The 16,892-nt window shown below is 70.4% G+C and carries 19 protein-coding genes; 2 read left to right on the forward strand and 17 right to left on the reverse strand.

Features of this window, described 5'->3' with window-relative positions; genetic code table 11:
* Positions 1-42: 42 nt before the first annotated feature.
* Positions 43-702 carry a GTP cyclohydrolase I FolE gene (gene folE / locus VGO20_RS03020; protein ID WP_327500806.1) on the forward strand — a complete coding sequence of 220 codons (660 nt, stop codon included), beginning with the start codon at positions 43-45 and terminating at the stop codon, positions 700-702.
* Between the two features lie 38 nt (positions 703-740).
* On the opposite strand, the gene VGO20_RS03025 is transcribed toward folE, so the two are convergent.
* The 14 genes from VGO20_RS03025 to VGO20_RS03090 form a co-directional block, all read right to left on the reverse strand.
* Positions 741-1,361 (reverse strand): hypothetical protein, encoded by a 621-nt coding sequence (locus tag VGO20_RS03025; RefSeq protein WP_327500807.1) that lies wholly within the window; start codon positions 1,359-1,361, stop codon positions 741-743.
* Positions 1,362-1,453: 92 nt separating this feature from the next.
* Positions 1,454-2,089, reverse strand: a complete 636-nt coding sequence (locus VGO20_RS03030) for an NIPSNAP family protein (RefSeq protein WP_327500808.1) — start codon at positions 2,087-2,089, stop codon at positions 1,454-1,456.
* Complete coding sequence (locus tag VGO20_RS03035; protein ID WP_327500809.1) at positions 2,086-2,679, reverse strand: GNAT family N-acetyltransferase; 594 nt, start codon at positions 2,677-2,679, stop codon at positions 2,086-2,088. Before VGO20_RS03035 ends, VGO20_RS03030 begins: the two co-directional genes overlap by 4 nt.
* A gap of 31 nt (positions 2,680-2,710) precedes the next feature.
* Positions 2,711-3,682 carry a DMT family transporter gene (locus VGO20_RS03040; protein WP_327500810.1) on the reverse strand — a complete coding sequence of 324 codons (972 nt, stop codon included), beginning with the start codon at positions 3,680-3,682 and terminating at the stop codon, positions 2,711-2,713.
* Positions 3,683-3,694: 12 nt separating this feature from the next.
* Positions 3,695-4,651 carry a cupin-like domain-containing protein gene (locus VGO20_RS03045; RefSeq protein ID WP_327500811.1) on the reverse strand — a complete coding sequence of 319 codons (957 nt, stop codon included), beginning with the start codon at positions 4,649-4,651 and terminating at the stop codon, positions 3,695-3,697.
* A gap of 32 nt (positions 4,652-4,683) precedes the next feature.
* Positions 4,684-5,382: an alpha/beta hydrolase gene (locus tag VGO20_RS03050; RefSeq protein ID WP_327500812.1), complete on the reverse strand. Its 699-nt coding sequence runs from the start codon at positions 5,380-5,382 to the stop codon at positions 4,684-4,686.
* Positions 5,383-5,395: 13 nt separating this feature from the next.
* Positions 5,396-6,910, reverse strand: a complete 1,515-nt coding sequence (locus tag VGO20_RS03055; protein WP_327500813.1) for an AMP-binding protein — start codon at positions 6,908-6,910, stop codon at positions 5,396-5,398.
* A 36-nt stretch (positions 6,911-6,946) separates the two neighbouring features.
* Entirely contained in the window at positions 6,947-7,759 is an 813-nt protein-coding gene (locus tag VGO20_RS03060; RefSeq protein ID WP_327500814.1) for a hypothetical protein, read from the reverse strand.
* A 180-nt stretch (positions 7,760-7,939) separates the two neighbouring features.
* A complete protein-coding gene (locus tag VGO20_RS03065; RefSeq protein WP_327500815.1) occupies positions 7,940-8,386 on the reverse strand; it encodes a YqaA family protein in 447 nt (148 codons plus the stop codon).
* Positions 8,387-8,399: 13 nt separating this feature from the next.
* Positions 8,400-9,320 carry an Hsp33 family molecular chaperone HslO gene (gene hslO, locus VGO20_RS03070; protein ID WP_327500816.1) on the reverse strand — a complete coding sequence of 307 codons (921 nt, stop codon included), beginning with the start codon at positions 9,318-9,320 and terminating at the stop codon, positions 8,400-8,402.
* Positions 9,321-9,323: 3 nt separating this feature from the next.
* Positions 9,324-10,229: an ornithine carbamoyltransferase gene (gene argF / locus VGO20_RS03075; protein ID WP_327500817.1), complete on the reverse strand. Its 906-nt coding sequence runs from the start codon at positions 10,227-10,229 to the stop codon at positions 9,324-9,326.
* Entirely contained in the window at positions 10,226-11,407 is a 1,182-nt protein-coding gene (locus VGO20_RS03080; RefSeq protein WP_327500818.1) for an aspartate aminotransferase family protein, read from the reverse strand. The genes argF and VGO20_RS03080 overlap by 4 nt, the downstream gene beginning before the upstream one ends.
* A 113-nt stretch (positions 11,408-11,520) precedes the next feature.
* Positions 11,521-12,312 carry an ABC transporter permease gene (locus VGO20_RS03085; protein ID WP_327500819.1) on the reverse strand — a complete coding sequence of 264 codons (792 nt, stop codon included), beginning with the start codon at positions 12,310-12,312 and terminating at the stop codon, positions 11,521-11,523.
* Complete coding sequence (locus tag VGO20_RS03090; RefSeq protein ID WP_327500820.1) at positions 12,309-13,112, reverse strand: ABC transporter permease; 804 nt, start codon at positions 13,110-13,112, stop codon at positions 12,309-12,311. Before VGO20_RS03090 ends, VGO20_RS03085 begins: the two co-directional genes overlap by 4 nt.
* A 104-nt stretch (positions 13,113-13,216) precedes the next feature.
* Here VGO20_RS03090 and VGO20_RS03095 point away from each other — a divergent pair, with 104 nt between their 5' ends.
* Entirely contained in the window at positions 13,217-13,792 is a 576-nt protein-coding gene (locus VGO20_RS03095) for a regulatory protein RecX (protein ID WP_327500821.1), read from the forward strand.
* 23 nt (positions 13,793-13,815) lie between these two features.
* Here VGO20_RS03095 and VGO20_RS03100 read toward each other — a convergent pair whose 3' ends face one another.
* The 3 genes from VGO20_RS03100 to VGO20_RS03110 all read right to left on the reverse strand — a co-directional run bounded on the left by VGO20_RS03100 (position 13,816) and on the right by VGO20_RS03110 (position 16,539).
* Positions 13,816-14,655: a C40 family peptidase gene (locus VGO20_RS03100; protein ID WP_327500822.1), complete on the reverse strand. Its 840-nt coding sequence runs from the start codon at positions 14,653-14,655 to the stop codon at positions 13,816-13,818.
* Complete coding sequence (locus VGO20_RS03105; protein WP_327500823.1) at positions 14,612-15,043, reverse strand: MarR family winged helix-turn-helix transcriptional regulator; 432 nt, start codon at positions 15,041-15,043, stop codon at positions 14,612-14,614. Before VGO20_RS03105 ends, VGO20_RS03100 begins: the two co-directional genes overlap by 44 nt.
* Before the next feature lie 95 nt (positions 15,044-15,138).
* Positions 15,139-16,539 carry a leucyl aminopeptidase family protein gene (locus VGO20_RS03110; protein ID WP_327500824.1) on the reverse strand — a complete coding sequence of 467 codons (1,401 nt, stop codon included), beginning with the start codon at positions 16,537-16,539 and terminating at the stop codon, positions 15,139-15,141.
* Positions 16,540-16,892: the final 353 nt, after the last annotated feature.

Raw genomic sequence — 16,892 nt, forward strand, 5'->3', positions numbered from 1 at the left:
GACCGGCACACGCGCCGGTATTCAAACCGAAAGGGTTCCGCAGTGACTGTTTCGACGCCCACGCCCGCAGACAACGTCGTTCGCGGTCCGGTCCACCAGCGCCGCGCCGTTTCCGACGAGAGCCGTCCCACCCGCGCCGAGGCGGAGGAGGCGGTCCGGACGCTGATCCTGTGGGCGGGAGACGATCCCGACCGGGAAGGGCTTAAGGGCACGCCGGACCGCGTCGCGCGGTCCTACGAGGAGTTCTTCGCCGGCTACGGCGTCGACCCCGTCGAGTTCCTGCAGCGCACCTTCGAGGAGGTCGAGGGCTACGACGAGATGGTCGTGCTCAAGAACATCCGGTTCGAGAGCTACTGCGAGCACCACATGGTGCCGATCATCGGCCGCGCCCACGTCGCCTATCTGCCGCTCCACCGCGTCGTCGGCATCAGCAAGCTCGCGCGCGTCGTCGAGGCCTACGCGAAGCGGCTGCAGATCCAGGAGAAGATGACCGCCCAGATCGCCAACACGATCGACGAGGTCCTCCAGCCCCAGGGCGTCGCCGTCGTGATCGAGGCGGAGCACCAGTGCATGACGACCCGCGGCGTTCACAAGGCCGGCGTCAACATGGTGACGAGCCGGATGCTGGGCGCCTTCCGCTCGAACCCGGAGACGCGGCGCGAATTCCTGTCGATGATCGGCAATCCGACCAGCTCGCTGTAGCCCGGCGCCCGGCGCTGCGTAATCATCCCGTGCGGCGCTCAGCGCCGCACGACCACCGACGAGAGATGGGTCAGCGCGCCGGTCTCGAGCCGGTAGTTGAGGTCGTTCATCATGCCCTCGACCAGCTTCAGCAGCGTCTGGTCGCGCTCGTAGAGCGAGGCGTTCTCCGGGAGCGTCGACGACCGGGTGACGGTCGCCCCCGTGAACCCCTGGTAGCCGCGGTCGCGCCGCTCGGCGACGAGCTCGACCTCGATGCGGCCGTCGAAGCGCACCGCCTGGTCGTTGGTGAACGTGCCGCGGAGCCCTCCCGTCCGGGGCAGCGGCGTCTCGGTGATGCTCGCCTCCTTGATCACCGCGCGCAGCGTCCCGGACCCGCCGGCGGGCTGCAGCCGGTCTGCCACCCATCGGCGGATCGCCGTCTCCGGCGGCGTCGGCGCCTGCATCTCGACCCGGGCAGCCCCATCGGCCGTCCCGTCCAGCGCGGACGGGCGCTGGTCCTCCACCACGACCTGGGCGACGTCGAGCGTGATCGGCCCCAGATGCGCGAAGGTCAGCTCCGGCAGGCGGAGCGGCGGCGGCGACGGCGTCTGGCAGGCGGCGAGCGCGAGGCCGGCGGCGACGGTGACGGCAAGGGCGGCGAAGCGGGACGAGAGGCGCATGTCCATGTCCGTTGGGAAAGGCCGGGCGGTCAGGGTTATGCGGTCAGGGTTATCATGCCCGGCCGTCCACGGGGAAGGCCCTGCGGAGCCCCTCACCCCAGCGGGGAGACCGAGGTCGGGAACAGCAGGTCGGAGCGCATGTCCGCCAGCATCGGCAGCCCCCGCGCCAGCGGCCCGCGGCATTCGGGATCGGCGAGCTCGCGGGCCTGCGCGACGGCCCGGTCGTCCAGGTCGCGAAAGGCGCGCAGAAGCACGGCGGCGTTGAGCTGGCCGATCTCGACCTGCCAGCAGCAGACGGTGTGCCCGTGCCGGTCCCGCGCCGGCAGGGCGGCGTCCTGCAAGGCGAGCCAGGCGCGCAACTGGCCGACCCGCGCCCGGCACCGCCAGATCTCGTAGACGTTGCCGGCCTGCGCCGGCGGCGCGAACCGGATCGCCGGAAGCAGGATCGCGTTCTCCTGCGCCAGCAGCAGCGGGCGGATCCGGGGCACGTAGTCCTCGACCCAGGCGCGGTTCTCGTACAGTGCCCGGCGCAGCCGGCCGCGCTCGTTCAGATCGGGATAGCTCCAGAGATGGACGTACCGGGCCGAGGTGCCGAAGCGCGTGGTCCAGCCGCCCTCGAACCTGCCGTAGTCGTCGCCGCGGATCGCGCGGCCCACCTCGGCGTTGAGCCTCAGATAGTCCTCGCACCCGCCCGGGACCAGCGTGTAGGTCCGCAGCTCGAAGATCATCGCCCGCCTCCGCACAGCCGCGCGAGCCGCGACCGGACCGCCGGCCACTCGGTGTCGAGGATGGAGAAGTAGACGGTGTCGCGCACCCGTCCCGAGGCCGTGACGACATGGCGGCGGAACGTCCCCTCCTCGACCGCGCCGAGCCGCAGGATCGCCCTGCGCGAGCGTTCGTTGAGCGCGTCCGTCTTGAACTCGACGCGGTGCGCGCCTAGCACCTCGAAGGCGTGGGACAGGAGCAGCAGCTTGGCCTCGGTGTTGGCCGCCGTCCGCTGATGGGTCCGGGCGATCCAGGTCCAGCCGATCTCCAGCCGGCGGTTGGCGGTATCGACGTTGCCGTAGCGGGTGCTGCCGACGATCCGCCCGCTGTCCTGGTCGACGATCACGAACGGCAGCGAGACGCCCCGGCCCTGCTCGTCCAGCGCCCGCGAGACGTAGGCGCGCATCTCCTCCAGGCTGGTCACCGGCGTGGGTATCCAGCGCCAGAGCTCGGGGTCGAGGCCGACCTCGGCGAGGCCGTCCGCGCATCCGGCCGTCATCGGCTCCAGCCGCACGGACCGCCCATGCAGCGTCACCGGTTCCGGAGGCCTCATGGGAGCAGGAAGACTCATCGGGGGACCCCAGTCACGGCCGCGGCGGCAGCGGCGCCGCTACCGGCGGGGAAGACGGCGGGAGCACGGGGGCCGCGGGCTCGCGCTTCAGGCTGACCGCCAGCACGCCGGCCGTCACGAGGGCCGCACCCGTGAGCTGGAGGGCGGTGACCGGCTCGTCGAGGAAGGCGTCACCGAGGAGGATGGTCGCGACCGGGCCGAGGGTGCCGATCGTGGCGACCCTGCTCGCGCCGAGCCGGCGTATGCCCTCGGTCACCAGTACGATCGGCAGCACGGTCGACGCCACGGCCAGCGTCAGCGCCCAGCCGTAGACGGCAAGCGGCTGCGCCGCCAGGGCCACGGCATCGTTGACGGCGAGGTAGTGGGACGCGATCCCGAGGCAGGCGGCCAGCGCCGCCAGCGAGGAGAAGCGCAGGCTTCCGACGTGGCGCACCATCCGCCCGGTGCAGATCAGGTAGGCGGCGTAGGTCAGCGCCGAGACCAGCACCCAGAACGTCCCCAGCACGACGTCGGTCTGCTGGGTCGCGAGGTCGTTCAGGAACACCAGCACGATGCCCCCATAGCTCGCCGCCAGCGCGAACAGTGCCTGGCGCGACAGGCGCTGCCCTTCGACCAGGGCGACGTAGAGCGCGACGAAGGTCGGGTAGAGGAACAGCAGCACGCGTTCGAGCGCCGCCGTGATGTATTGCAGGCCGAGGAAGTCGAAATAACTCGACGCGTAGTTGCCGAGCAGGCCGATGCCGAGGATCGCCAACCATTGTTTCCGGCTGAGCGCCTTCACCCCCTCGCGCGAAGACGCCCACAGCGCCAGCGCCAGGAACAGGGGGGCCGCGAACAGCATGCGCAGGGCGAGCAGCGTGATCGCGTCCACGCCGTGCCGGTAGGCGAGCTTGATGAAGATCGCCTTTCCGGAGAATGCGATCGCGGCCACCACGGCCATCAGGGCGCCGGTGAGCTGGACCGTGCGGTCGGAGGGGAGCGTCATGGGATGCCGGGGCTAGGGCCTGAGCTTCGTCAGGTCGATGTCGAGGAGCTTCGCCCAGGCACGGTTGCGCAGGACGACGACCTTGTACAGCTCGGGATGCGCCTCCTTCACATGATCGTGGTTCAGCGCCAGCGCCATCAGCTCGGCGAGGCGCTGGCGCAGGTGCCCCTGGAGGTTGGCGACGTCCAGGCACTTCCTCCCGAGCCCGACCGAATCGCTCAGAAGCTCGATCCGGTGCCACCACAGCGCCGGAAGGTAGATCACGTCGCCCGGCTTCAGGACGCATTGCATGATCCGCGTCCGCGGGTCGTCGGCCAGCCCTGCGAAGTCCGGCTCGCCGTCGGCGCCGCGGCGCAGGAACGCCTCGGGGCTCATGACGCACCAGTGCTTCTCGCCGACGATCTGGGCGTGCATGACGTCGATGAGGTAGGAGTCCTGATGCGCCCTGGTCGTGGCCCCCTTCTGGCCGACCCAGAGCTGATGGTTGGTCGAGATCCGCTCGCCGTAGAGATCGCGGCGGAAATCGTACTGCGCGATCGGCAGTTCCGGCATGTCCTCGGCGAGGAAAGGGCAGTTGGTCTGATAGTACCATTCCTGCAGGTAGATCGGCCCGCCGTCGGGAGCGCCGTCGCCGCCGAGCATGCCGACGAAGTCGCGGAAGCTGACCTCGCGCGCCTTGAGGCTGCTGTAGCTGTCGACGATGACCCGCGCGTCGCCGCACCGGGAAACCAGGTAGTCGAAGTTCCACGTCCTCAGGGCCGGCCAGTCGTCCATCAGGCCCTCGATCACGACCGGCTTCGCCGTGCGCCGATACTCCCGCTCGAAGGTATCGGGGTCCAGGCCGCGCCGGCGCTCGATCCGCGGGGCGCGCCGCATGGCCTCGCCGAGGGGACCGGCCCTGAAACCCGCCTCGAGCCTGTCGATGCTGGCCTTGTCCCGGTTCTTGAGGATGTTCCGTTCGGTTTCCAAGACGTCGCCCTCCGGTTGACGGTCCGCCCACGTCAGTCGTCGAGCAGCTCGGCCGCGACGTCGCGCAGGACGGCGGCCCTCCGCTCGTCGTGCCGCTCAAGCCACGAATGGACCAGGTGCTCGCAGTCGTCGAGCCACACCAGCCTCCTGCTGCGCGCCGACGGCGCGCTCTCGACATAGAGTTCGGGCACCTCCCTGGGGATCACCGCGTCCATTCCCGCGGCGACGACGAGAAGGTCCCCTTCGAAGTCGCGCAGCGCCCGGAAAGCCGGCGAGTCGGCGTAGGGTCCAGGCCTCGCGAGGCGTTCGTCGAACGGCCGGTCGGTCGCCTCCTCGGGATAGGCGGCCGGGCAGAACAGGACCAGATTGCGCGGCCGCAGCACCGGCGACAGCACGGCCGCGACATGCGCCCCCATGCTGGTGCCGATCAGGCCCCGCGGCGCCCCGCCGGCGAGGCGCTCGGCCACCGCCCGGCCTTCGGCGGCCCGGATGCGCAGGGTGGCGCGGTCCATCCGTCCCGTGCTGTCGCCGTTGCCGGAGAAGTCGAAGCACACCGAGGACAGGCCGTGACCGGCCAGATGGTCCAGCAGGTAGCGGATGCGCCGGCGCGTCGTCCTCACGCCGAGGCCGTGGAAGGAAACGATGTCCGGCAGAGCACCCGACGCCGCGAACACCGCCGTCGCGGCCAGCCTCTCCGCCCCGACCTCCACCGTGCCCTCCTCGACCCGCATGCCCGCCCTCCGCTCACATCCCGTATACGGCCTCAATCTCGCGCGAGAACCGCCCGTGGATCTGCTTGCGCTTCGGCTTGAACTGCGAGGTCAGCAGGTCGTTCTCGATGGAGAAGCGCTCGTCCGCGATCACCAGCCCCCGCACCTGCTGCTCGGGCGGCAGCGTCTCGTTCATGGCCCGGATATGAGCCTCGACGCCCGAGCCGTCCGCCACGCCCGGCGACAGCGAGACCAGGGCCGTCAGGAACGGCCTGCCCGTGCCGTAGAGGATGCATTCGTGGACGTCGGGATGAAGCTTCAGGTGCTCCTCGATCAAGCGCACCAGGACGTTGCGGCCGCTGCTGAGCGTGATGACGTCGTCGACCCGGCCGAGGATGTAGAGGAACCCGTCCTCGTCCATATAGCCGAGGTCTTGCGTCCTGACCTCGCCCGACGGCAGGAACATCCGCTCGTTGTCGCCCGGCGCGCACCAGGTGTAGCGGGTATTCACGGGATGGCGGCTTGCGACGATCAGGACCCCGTCGCCATCGAAGCGCACGGTCTTGTTCGGCAGCACCCTGCCGACGCTGCCGACGCGATGGGCCCCCGGGCCGTTCTTCGCGACGATGCAGGTCTCGTTGAGGCCGTAGCCTTCGTAGAGGGGCACGCCACAGCCGTTGTAGAAATCCAGCGTCGCGGCGCTTGCCGGGGCCGAACCGGTCCAAAGATAGCGGATGCGGCCGCCGAGCAGGTCCTGGATCGCGCGCTTGCGGCCGGCAAGGTCCAAGGGACCGCAGCCGCCGGCCGCCTCGATCAGCGCCTTCACCTCGTCGTAGAAGCCGGGAACGCCCATGACGACGGTGGGGGACACCGCCCGGGCCATGGGCAGCACATGGTCCATTGCGGTCACGGCGACGTCGTGGCCGTGGACCAGGGCGGAGTAGATCCAGTAGCGCTGCTGAAGCAGCGCCAGCCTCAGGAAGACGAGAAGGGTGTCGCCGTCGCCGTGGCGGAACATGTCCTGCACCGCGGCCAGGGTGTCGTCCACGCTGCCGACCGTCGCCTCCAGCCCCTTCGGCTGCCGCGTGCTGCCGGAGGTGAACTTGATGGCACAGACGTCGTCCGGGGCGTAGCCGCCATGCAGCGGGCCGGCCCGTTCATGCCCCTCGACGGCCCATCGGCCGACGACGGCCAGGTCCATCGCCCGCGGATCGGTCCCGAGCACCTCCGCATCGGCGAACAGCAGCTTCAGGCCATGCTGCCTAATCGCGGCGCCGACCTCGAACCGCCCGGCCTCGAACCCCGCCGTCACCGCGCCGAGCTTCAGGACCGCCAAGTCGGCGATCACCCATTCGATGCAGTTCCCCGCCATGATCCCGATACGGTCGCCGGCCCGCAGCTCGAGGCCGTGCAGGCGCCACGCGACCGAGGCCGCCCGACGGTCCAGCTCGACCAGCGGCATCGACCGGACCTCGCCGTCCCGGACGTAATGGATCCGGTAGCCGGCATCGGCGTTGCCGGCCAGGGCGATCGCGTTGATGAAGCCCACGTCACCCCCTCCCGAGGACCGAGGACGCCGGGCCGGTCAGGAGGCGGGATAGCCGGCCAGGGCCGCCGCCCCGAGGCTTTCGGCTTCCTGGCGCGACAGTTCCTCCAACTCGCCCTGGGAACTCGTGACGGGGGCGAACAGCGACCGCGGGGCCGTTCCCAGGAGCGAGCGAGCCGAACCGTCCGCCGCGGTCTCGCGGAGTTCGGCCTGGAACGCCTCGGCCATGCGGACCCATACGCCGCCGTGGTAGACCGCCCGCTCCCGGTCGGCATCGGTCTTGAGGATCAGCGACAGCGCCTGCCACACGTCGTCGGTGTGGTCGTGCGAATCGTCGTACTGGCCGTGGGCGAGGTATCCGGAGAACAGCGGTTCCAGCCGGGTTCCGCGGACCGTCTCCCAGGTCTGGCGGACCGCCTGGCGGGAGTAGGCTTCGTTGAAATAGGCGAAGACGAGGCGGGCCATCGGCCCCTCGTGCTTCGTCGCGTATTCCAGGTAGCCCATGGACAGCTTGACGCTCAGGAACGGCTCCGTCGCATAGACCGTCGCGGTGTCGACGCCCATGCGGTTCAGGTCCTTCAGGAAGAAGGCCTCGTGGAGCATTTCCTCCTCGCAGTAGCGCGCCCACAGCTTCGCCGCGCGCGGGTTGTCCCGTATCAGCGCCGGCAGCGCCGCCGCATCGGCGAGGCGGAGGAAACGGATCCTGAGCAGGACCTGGGCATGCTTGATCCGGTGGAAGTCCAGCACTTCCTCGGGGACGTCCTGCGCGTGCCTGGTCGGGATCGGCGCCGGCGCCGGGATCAGGGCGTTCAGCCGACTGCGGCAGATCTCGTTCGCATCGCGACCACCCATGCCCGACCTCCCTTCTATCTATTTCCTCGCCTCGCTAAAAATGGTGAACGACCCGACGTTAGCGGTCAAGAAACATTAAAGATATGACGGCTATATTTACATGAATACGCCAGAATGTGCTTGCCACACACAAGTACGTGGGAAAATTATACTTAGATGACTCGAGAAAAGATTGTAAATTTACGAGGAATACACAAGAAACCAGTCCGTGAAGCCGGCAAGCACCGCATAGCGTGCCGTCTTGCCGATGCCGACCAGAAACAGGAACGGCAGGAACGGCGTGCGCAACGCGCCCGCGACCACCGTCAGCGGGTCGCCGACCACGGGGACCCAGGCGAACAGCAGGGACCAGATCCCGAAGCGGCGGTACCACCGCTCGGCGCGCGCGTACTGCGCCTCGGGAATGCGGAGCCGGCGCGTGCGGCGCAGGCGTTCCAGCCCACGGCCGAGCGCCCAGTTGACGCAGGAACCGGCGGTGTTTCCGACGCTGGCGACCGCGACCAGGAGGACGGGGTCGGCCGCCCCCGCCGCGACCAGCCCCGCGAGCGCCAGCTCGCTCTGCGCGGGGAGCACGGTCGCGGCCAGGAAGGCGGCCAGGAACAGCCCGGCGAAGGCCGCGGCGTCCATCGGGCCTCCGGCGTCAGCCTTCGTAGACCCGAGCCAGCTCGCCGTCGTCGAAGCCGTAGGTGTTGCTGCAGAACTGGCAGGTCACCTGGACCTGGCCGTCCACCTTCAGCTCCTCGATCTCGGAGCGGGGCAGCGAGCGCAGCACCGTGCTGACACGCTCGCGCGAGCAGCGGCAGCCGGCGCGCACGGGCACGGGCGGCCAGACCCGCACCCCTTCCTCGTGGAAGAGGCGGAAGAGCAGGTCGTTGGCGGGCAGGCGCGGATCGGTCAGCTCGGCGGGGGTCGCCGAACTCATCAGTACCATGGCGCGCCGCCAGTCGTCCTCGTCGTCGCTGGCACGCACGAGGGTCCCGCCCTCCTCCGGCATGCGCTGGAGCAGCAGGGCGCCGCCGCGCCACCCCTCGCCTTCGCTGCCCTGGCGGGCGACGGTGACCGTCATCCCGGTCTCGAGCTGCTCGGACTGGCGGAAATAGTGGTTGACGCTCTCGGTCAGCGTCGCGCCCGTCAGCTCGACGATGCCCTGGTAGCGCTCGGTGTTCTCGCCCTGGTCGACCGTGAAGGCGAGATAGCCTTTCCCCAGCAGGGCCGGGATCGAGTTCGCGCCGGGCGCGAGGTCCGCGACGCGGTCCTCGTCGAAATGCGCGTAGCCGCGCAGGTCGCCGGCACTCGTCACGTCGGCGACGATCATGCCGACGGGACCGTCGCCCTTCGCCTGCAGCGTGAAGATGCCGTCGTATTTCAGCATCCCGGCCAGCGCCACGGCGAGCGTGATCGTCTGGCCCAGCAGGTCGGCGACCGGCTCGGGATAGGCGTGTCGGGACAAGATCTCGTCGAGCACGCCGCCCAGTCGGACGAACCGTCCGCGCAGATGCGACGTGTCGAGCTGGAAGGTTTGAATGACGTCGTCGTCCAGGGGACGCTCGTTATAAGTCAAGACTCAGGACTCCAGGCACCAGCACAAGATGCCCTTCTGGGCGTGCAGGCGGTTCTCCGCCTCGTCCCAGACCACCGACTGGGGACCGTCGATGACGCCGGCCGTCACTTCCTCCCCGCGGTGGACGGGCAAGCAGTGCATGAATATGGCGTCCCCGGCCGCCAGTTTCATCAGCCGCTCGTCGACGCGAAAGGGGGCCAGCAGGTTGTGGCGCGGCCCGTCGTCGGCATGGTTCATCGACACCCAGGTATCCGTGACGACGCAGTCGGCACCCGCGACCGCATCGTCCGGGGACGACGCCATGCGGACGCGCCCGCCGTGCCGGCGCGCCCAGTCCAGCAGTTCGGCCGGCGGCGCCAGGGCTTCCGGGCAGGCGAGCCGCAGCTCGAAATCGAACTTCACAGCCGCGTGGATCCAGCTCACGGCCATGTTGTTGCCGTCGCCGCTCCAGGCGACGACCTTGCCCGCGATCGGCCCGCGATGTTCCTCGAAGGTCATCACGTCGGCCATGAGCTGGCAGGGATGGGAGCGGTCGGTGAGCCCGTTGATGACCGGTACGCTCGCGTACCGGGCGAGCTCGCGCAGCTTCTCGTCGTTGTCCGTGCGCAGCATGATCGCGTCGACGTAGCGCGACAGGACCCGCGCGGTATCGGCGACGCTCTCGCCGCGCCCGAGCTGCATCTCGCTCGCCGACAGCATGATAGCCTCGCCGCCGAGCTGGCGCATGCCGGCCTCGAACGAGACGCGCGTCCGGGTCGACGGCTTCTCGAAGATCAGCGCCAGCGTCTTGCCGACCAGCGGACGGTCGCTCCGCCGGCCCTTCTTCAGCTCGCCGGCCCGGGCCAGTATGTCGCGGAGCACCGGCAGGTCGAACTCGTCCAGGTCCAGGAAGTGCCGGGGCGCGGTCATGACGCCCCCAGCTCGCCGCATACCCGGTCGATGGTCGACACGGCCTCCTCGATCTCGGCCTCGCCGATGGTGAGCGGCGGCAGCAGGCGGATCACGTTGTCCCCAGCCGGGACCGTCAGCATCCCCTGGGCACGCAGCGCCTCGATGACCTTGCCGTTGGCGACGGCCGGCGCGACCTTCAGCCCGAGCATCAGCCCCACGCCGCGCAGATCCGCCAGGACCTTGGGATGACGGCGCACGGTGGCCTCCAGCCGGCGCCGGAGCAGGTCGCCCGTCTCCTGCACGCGGGCCAGGAAACCCGGCTCGGCGACGACGTCCAGCACCGCGTTGGCGACGGCCATCGCGAGGGGATTGCCGCCGTAGGTCGAGCCATGGGTACCCGGGGTCATGCCGACGGCCGCGCGTTCGGTCGCGAGGCACGCGCCGACCGGGAAGCCGCCGCCGATGCCCTTGGCGATGCACATCACGTCCGGCGCGATGCCGGCCCATTCATGGGCGAACAGCCTGCCGGTCCGGCCGACCCCGGTCTGGATCTCGTCGAGCAGCAGCAGGATGCCGAACTCGTCGCAGATCTCCCGCAATGCCCGCAGGTAGTCGACCGCCGCCGGGCGGACGCCGCCCTCGCCGAGGATCGGCTCGAGGCTGATGCCGGCGGTCTCGTGCGTGATCGCGGCACGCAGCTCGTTCAGGTTGCCGAAGGCGACCTGGTCGAAGCCCTCGACCAGCGGACCGAAGCCCTTCACGAGCTTTTCCTGCTTGGCGGCCGAGATCGCGCTCATGGTGCGGCCGTGGAAGGCGTTCTCGACCGTGATGACGCGCCACCGCTCGGGGTTGCCGGTCGCGTTCTGGTACTTGCGGACGACCTTGACCCCGCATTCCCACGCCTCGACGCCGGAGTTCGTGAAGAACACCGTGTCCGCGAAGGTCAGCTCGACCAGCCGGCGCGCCAGTACCTCCTGGCCCGGGACGCGGTACAGGTTGGAGGTGTGCCAGAGTTTCCTCGCCTGGGCGGTCAGGGCTTCGACCAGGTGCGGATGGGCGTGCCCGAGACTGACGACGGCCACACCGGCAGCGAAGTCGAGGTATCGTCGGCCATGCCGGTCGAAGAGATAGGATCCTTCCCCGCGCTCGAACTCGAGGTCGGCGCGGCCATAGGTCGGCATGACGGCAGGTATCACGGAAACTCCCCCGGCGGGCGAAACCCCTCGGCGGCCGGACTTCGCCGCCGAGCGGAAAAAGAGCCAGACTATCCAAAGTGGGCGCGCGGCTGTCAACTGCGCGTTCCGCCCGTTCAGGGCCTGAGCTTGTAGCCCGTGCGGATCAGGTGGTTGCAGGCGAACCAGAGCACGGCCGAGCTGCCCACGAGCACGGCGGCCGAGCGCAGGGGCGGCTGGTCGCCCGTGCCGAGGAAGCCGTAGCGGAAGCCGTCGATGGCATGGAAGATCGGGTTCAGCCGGACGAGACCGGCGACCAGCGGCGGCAGCAGGTCGACCGGCGCGAAGAGGCCGGACAGGAAGATCAGCGGCATCAGGAAGAACGCGAAGGCGGCTGCGAGATGGTCCCACTTCTCGCCCCACAGCCCGATCAGGATGCCGAACAGCGACAGCGTCAGCGAGCCGAGCCCCCCGAACAGCACGACCATCCAGGGATGGACGGGTGCTACCGGCCAGATCAGCAGGGCCGCGGCATAGGTGACGCCGCCCGTGACCACCCCGGCGGCGGTTCCCGCGAGCGCGTAGCAGGCCGTGAGCTCGGCGGCGCTCAGCGGCGCGCCCAGGATGTCGGAGATGACCCCCTCGATCTTGTCGAACAGCAGCGAGAAGCTGGTCGTCTCGGCCGCGCGCAGCAGGATCGACAGCATCACCAGGCCGGGCAGCAGAAAGGCCAGCACCGCGTCGCCCTGGGACGTCCCGCGCGCGTCGCCCAGCGCGAAGGCGAAGACCAGGAAATAGATCAGCGCCGAGAACGCCGGGGCCGCGATCGTCTCCCACGCGTCGATGACGTAGCGCCGCAGCTCGCGCCGCAGCAGCGTGCGCATGCCGATCCAGTTGACGCTGCCGACCGTGCGCGGGAGGACCGTCATGCCTTCAGCTTGTATCCCGTCGCGATCATGCGCAACAGCAGCGCCCACAGCAGCAGGTTGGTGCCGGCCAGCACCGCGACGCCGACCGCCAGCGTGCCGTCGCTCTGCCCGATGAAGCCGTAGCGGAACCCGTCGATCATGTAGAAGAACGGGTTCGCGTGCGCCACCCACCAGAACGGCTCCGGCAGCCTGTCCACGGTGTAGAAGGTACCGGACAGGAAGGTGAGCGGCGTGACGACGAAGTTCGTGAAGGCGGCGATGTGGTCGAACTTCTCGGCCCAGATCCCGCCGATCAGGCCCAGCAGCGCCAGCATCATCGAGGCCATCACCGCGTGGTAGACGACGAAGAACGGCGAATGGATGCCGATCGGCACGAAAGCCAGGATCGCCAGCGTGGTCGCGGTCCCGACCACCAGGCCCCGCGTCACCCCGCCCAGCACGAAGCCGAGCGCCAGCTCGATCCCCGACAGCGGCGGCATCAGCACGTCGACGATGTTGCCCTGGACCTTGCTGATCACCATCGATGAGGAGGTGTTGGCGAAGGCGTTCTGCGCCATGGACATCATCACGAGCCCGGGCGCGAGGAACTCCAGGAACGGGACGTTGCCGGCGCGCCGGACGACGCCGCCGAGCGCCAGCGCGAAGATCGCGTAGAACAGCAGCGTCGTGACGACCGGAGCGGCTATGGTCTGGGTGTAGACCTTGAGGAAGCGCCGGACCTCCCTGTGGTACAGCGTCCACAGGCCGACCCAGTTGACGAGGCCGACGTCGCGGGGCAGTGGTGGGGTATGGGTGTTCATGGCTCGGACGTCTTGAAGGGTGGCGGAGGTTACCCCGAAGCAACGGGCCGTGCAAACCCGGGGGCCGGAGCCGGAGCGGGCGGGCGACGAACGGGAGGGCGGCGATGAACGATCCGAAATCCGGCGAAAACGCAGGGCACGGCGGGCGCAAGCCGCCCCGCCGCGTCACGCCCGACTATCTGGAGAACGCAGCCCTGCACTATCTGCAACGCTTCGCGAGCTCGAGCGCCAATCTGCGCCGCGTGCTGATGGGCAAGGTCGAGCGCTCGGCGCGCGCCCACGGCACCGACCGGGAGGAAGGTGCCCGCTGGGTCGACGCCCTGGTCGAGCGCTACCTGCGCAGCGGCCTGCTGGACGACCGCGCCTATGCCGAGGCGCGCGCCGCCAGCCTGCACCGGCGCGGCGCGTCGACCCGGGCGATCCGCGAGAAGCTTGCGACCAAGGGCATCGACCGCGACCAAGCGGCGGCGGCAGTGGCGGCGGTCGACGCCGACATCGCCGGCGACATGGACCTGGCGGCGGCGGCGGCCTTCGCGCGACGCCGCCGGCTCGGCCCGTTCCGCAGGGAGGACCGGGAGGCGCACCGCCAGCGCGACCTCGCGGCACTGGGCCGGGCAGGCTTCGGCTACGAGACGGCGCGGCGCGTCGTCGACGCCGCCGATCCCGACGCGATCGAGTGAGGTCCCGGCCGCGGCACCCGGTCTCAGACCCGCCGCACGGCCAGGATGCCGCCCGCGCGCTCGGCGACGGCGGCGACCGGCTCGATGCAGACGGCGAGGTGGAACCCGGTCGCGTGGACGAGGCGCTCCGCGTCCAGCATCAGGCCGACATGGCCCGGGAAGCCGACGACGTCGCCGCGCCGGAACGCGAAGTCCCGCCCGTCCGGCGACGCGAGGGTGCCGATGGCGGCGCGCTGCATGTCGCTGTCCCGCGGCACCTGGAGGTTCGCCATGGCGAACGCCGCCTGCACCAGCCCGGAACAGTCTATGCCGATGCTGCTCCGCCCGCCCCACAGATAGGGCGTGCCGAGAAAGGCCAGCGCGGTCTCCACGGGGTCGTGGGGGTCGGCGCCGACGGGCTCGACGTGCCGGGCGAACACCCAGCCGCCGCCGGCCAGGCCGCACCAGCCGCTCCGCTCCCCGGCGACGGCGAGCGGGGTGCCGAGGCTGAGCGTGTCGAGCGGCGGGGTCTTGAGGTCGGGCTCGGGAAAGACGAAGCTGCGCAAGGCCTTCAGGCGGTGCGTCGGCGCGTGGACCCGGTCCGACAGCGCCTGCGCCGGCACCCAGCCGACATAGCCGTCGGCGGCGCATTGCCCCCAGGCCCAGCCGGGCCGCTCGTCGTAGACCGTGAATACCTCGCCGAACAGAAGTTCCGAGACGCGCCGCGCCGCCGGATCGGGTTCGCCCACGATGGGCGCGCGGCCGAGGCGGGCCTGCCGGGGCGCGCCCTCGACGAAGCGGCCGGCCTCGACGACGCCCCGCAGGGAGGCGGCGGCGAGGTCAGGCCGGTACGGCGTGACCCGCGGGTCCGGAGGCGCGTTCATCGCCCGGCACTCCTTCCACCATCGGCACCGGGGCGACCGGCAGGTCGGACGGGCGCAGCCCGTTCCGTGCGTCCATCACGAGCTGGGCGAATTCCGTCAGGAACACAGAGCCCTTGACCGTGCGCTGGACCAGGACGTTGCGCCTGTCGGCCTCGTCGCGCTTGCGCCGCAGGAAGCCGAGACGCCCCAGCCGGTCGAGGGCGCGGCTGATCGCGGGCTTGGAGACGTTCAGGGTCGCGGCCAGACCGCGCACGGTGTGCGGCGACGGCGTCAGGTAGACCGTCAGCAGCAAGGCGAGCTGGCGCGACGAAAGATCCGGCCCCGCCCGCCGGACGCTGGTCACGAGGACCGTCCGCCACAGATCCAGCGCTTCCAGTTTCTGCGCCATGCCCGCACCCCCGCAGCCGCGCCGGCATCGTCCCTAGAGTCCGCGGCGCCAGCGAGAGTGTGCCGGAGTACCCCTTTCGGGGCAAGAATTTAGCGTTATTTTCCATAGTATTGTTCCAGCAGCCGGAACGCGGCGCGCATGCCGAGCGCCTCGCCGCCTTCCGGCCGCGCCGGGCGCGAGGACTGGTTCCAGGCGAAAGTGTCGAGATGGGCCCACCGGACCCCGTCCGGGACGAAGGCCTGGAGGAACAGCGCGGCGGTGATCGCGCCGGCATGACCGCCGCTGCCGGTGTTGTTGATGTCGGCGACCTTGCTGTCCAGCATCCGGCGGTACCCGCGATGCAGCGGCAGCCGCCACAACGGGTCGGCGACCTCCGCGCCGGCGGCGAGCAGGTCGGCCGCGAGCGCGTCGTCGTTGCAGAACAGCGCCGGCAGGTCCGGGCCGAGCGCCACGCGCGCCGCGCCGGTCAGGGTCGCGAAGTCGATCATCAGGTCCGGCCGGTCCTGCGCCGCCTCGTGGAGCGCGTCGCACAGGATCAGCCGCCCCTCGGCGTCGGTGTTCCCGACTTCGACGGTCAGCCCCTTGCGCGTCCGCAGCACGTCCATCGGCCGGAAGGCGTCGCCGGAGATCGAGTTCTCGACCGCCGGGATCAGCACCCGCAGCCGGACCGGCAGCTTCGCCGCCATCACCATGCGCGCGAGGCCGAGCGCGTGCGCCGCCCCGCCCATGTCCTTCTTCATGTTCAGCATGGCCGAGGAGGGCTTGATGTCGAGCCCGCCGGTATCGAAGCACACGCCCTTGCCGATCACCGCGACGAGCGGCGCGCCCGCCTCGCCCCAGGCGAGGTCGACCAGCCGCGGCGCGCGCGTGCTCGCGCGGCCGACGGCGTGGACGGCCGGCCAGTTGCCCGCCAGCAGGTCGTCGCCGACCACGACCGTGGCCTCGGCCCCGAACTCCCGGGCGAGGTCGAGCGCCGCCTCGGCCAGCTCCGCCGGGCCGAGGTCGCCCGCGGGCGTGTTGACCAGGTCGCGCACGAGATGCGTGGCGCCGGCCGCGCGCTCCACCGCCGCGCGGTCGGCGCCTTGCGGCCAGACCAGGCTCGCGAAGGTCTTCTCCTTGCGCCGGTAGCGCGTGAAGGCGTAGCTGCCGAGCGCCCAGGCGAGGGCGTGGCGGGTCGCGGCGGCGGGCTCCGGTTCGGGGTCGAGGCGATAGCAGCCCGGCGGCAGCGCGCCCGGCAGGCTGCCGGCGGCCCAGGGATCCTCGCCGTCGCCAAGCCCGGCGAGCACGCGCGCCAGCCGCCCCTCGTCGTCCGGGACGAGGCAGATGCCGCCCGCCTCGGCCTTGAAGCCGGCCTGCTCCGCCCAGGCCCGCAGCCGGGGCGGCTGGGCCTCGCGCCAGGCGTCCAGGGCGGGTTTCGCGACGAGGGTGAGCGGGACCGCCTCGGCTCCGTCCGCGGAGCGCAGCGTTGGCGTGTCGGTCTTGGCGTTCGCGGACATCGTTCCTCGGGGTCTGTCGGGATTGCCGGGCGGAAAAGGCGGCGGCAATCATGGCCCGGATCGGGCCGGGGACGCAAACCCCGGCTGCGCTTCCCATAGGGCAAACGCCGTCAGGCGCAAGAAAGCTTCCTGGAACGAAGTCCGTCTCGGAACCACCATCCGCCAGCGGCCCTGATCCCGTTCAAGCGGTTCCCCTCGGCCCTTGGCGATGGCGTGGGGGTTTGTGGGGGTTTGTGGGGGTCGCGTGGGGGTGGGGTCGGCGCAGCCCTGGGGCGATGGGGGAAAGTGCCCCTCCTGCGCGAGAGGGAGCTCTGGATGTTTGTCGGAAAGACATGCAGGAATATTCCTTCTCC

Origin of the sequence: Arenibaculum sp. (genome assembly GCF_035998295.1) — a bacterium.
Classification (GTDB): domain Bacteria; phylum Pseudomonadota; class Alphaproteobacteria; order Azospirillales; family Azospirillaceae; genus DASYHS01.

Bases quoted from the DNA above. Each gene is read 5' to 3' on its own strand.
- VGO20_RS03085 (WP_327500819.1), bottom strand. From the start codon at position 12,312: ATGACGGTCCTCCCGCGCACGGTCGGCAGCGTCAACTGGATCGGCATG.
- VGO20_RS03100 (WP_327500822.1), bottom strand. From the start codon at position 14,655: ATGAACGCGCCTCCGGACCCGCGGGTCACGCCGTACCGGCCTGACCTC.
- VGO20_RS03040 (WP_327500810.1), bottom strand. From the start codon at position 3,682: ATGACGCTCCCCTCCGACCGCACGGTCCAGCTCACCGGCGCCCTGATG.
- VGO20_RS03030 (WP_327500808.1), bottom strand. From the start codon at position 2,089: ATGATCTTCGAGCTGCGGACCTACACGCTGGTCCCGGGCGGGTGCGAG.
- VGO20_RS03060 (WP_327500814.1), bottom strand. From the start codon at position 7,759: ATGGGTGGTCGCGATGCGAACGAGATCTGCCGCAGTCGGCTGAACGCC.
- argF (WP_327500817.1), bottom strand. From the start codon at position 10,229: ATGACCGCGCCCCGGCACTTCCTGGACCTGGACGAGTTCGACCTGCCG.
- VGO20_RS03025 (WP_327500807.1), bottom strand. From the start codon at position 1,361: ATGCGCCTCTCGTCCCGCTTCGCCGCCCTTGCCGTCACCGTCGCCGCC.
- VGO20_RS03065 (WP_327500815.1), bottom strand. From the start codon at position 8,386: ATGGACGCCGCGGCCTTCGCCGGGCTGTTCCTGGCCGCCTTCCTGGCC.
- VGO20_RS03035 (WP_327500809.1), bottom strand. From the start codon at position 2,679: ATGAGGCCTCCGGAACCGGTGACGCTGCATGGGCGGTCCGTGCGGCTG.
- VGO20_RS03095 (WP_327500821.1), top strand. From the start codon at position 13,217: ATGAACGATCCGAAATCCGGCGAAAACGCAGGGCACGGCGGGCGCAAG.
- VGO20_RS03110 (WP_327500824.1), bottom strand. From the start codon at position 16,539: ATGTCCGCGAACGCCAAGACCGACACGCCAACGCTGCGCTCCGCGGAC.
- VGO20_RS03090 (WP_327500820.1), bottom strand. From the start codon at position 13,112: ATGAACACCCATACCCCACCACTGCCCCGCGACGTCGGCCTCGTCAAC.
- VGO20_RS03050 (WP_327500812.1), bottom strand. From the start codon at position 5,382: ATGCGGGTCGAGGAGGGCACGGTGGAGGTCGGGGCGGAGAGGCTGGCC.
- VGO20_RS03105 (WP_327500823.1), bottom strand. From the start codon at position 15,043: ATGGCGCAGAAACTGGAAGCGCTGGATCTGTGGCGGACGGTCCTCGTG.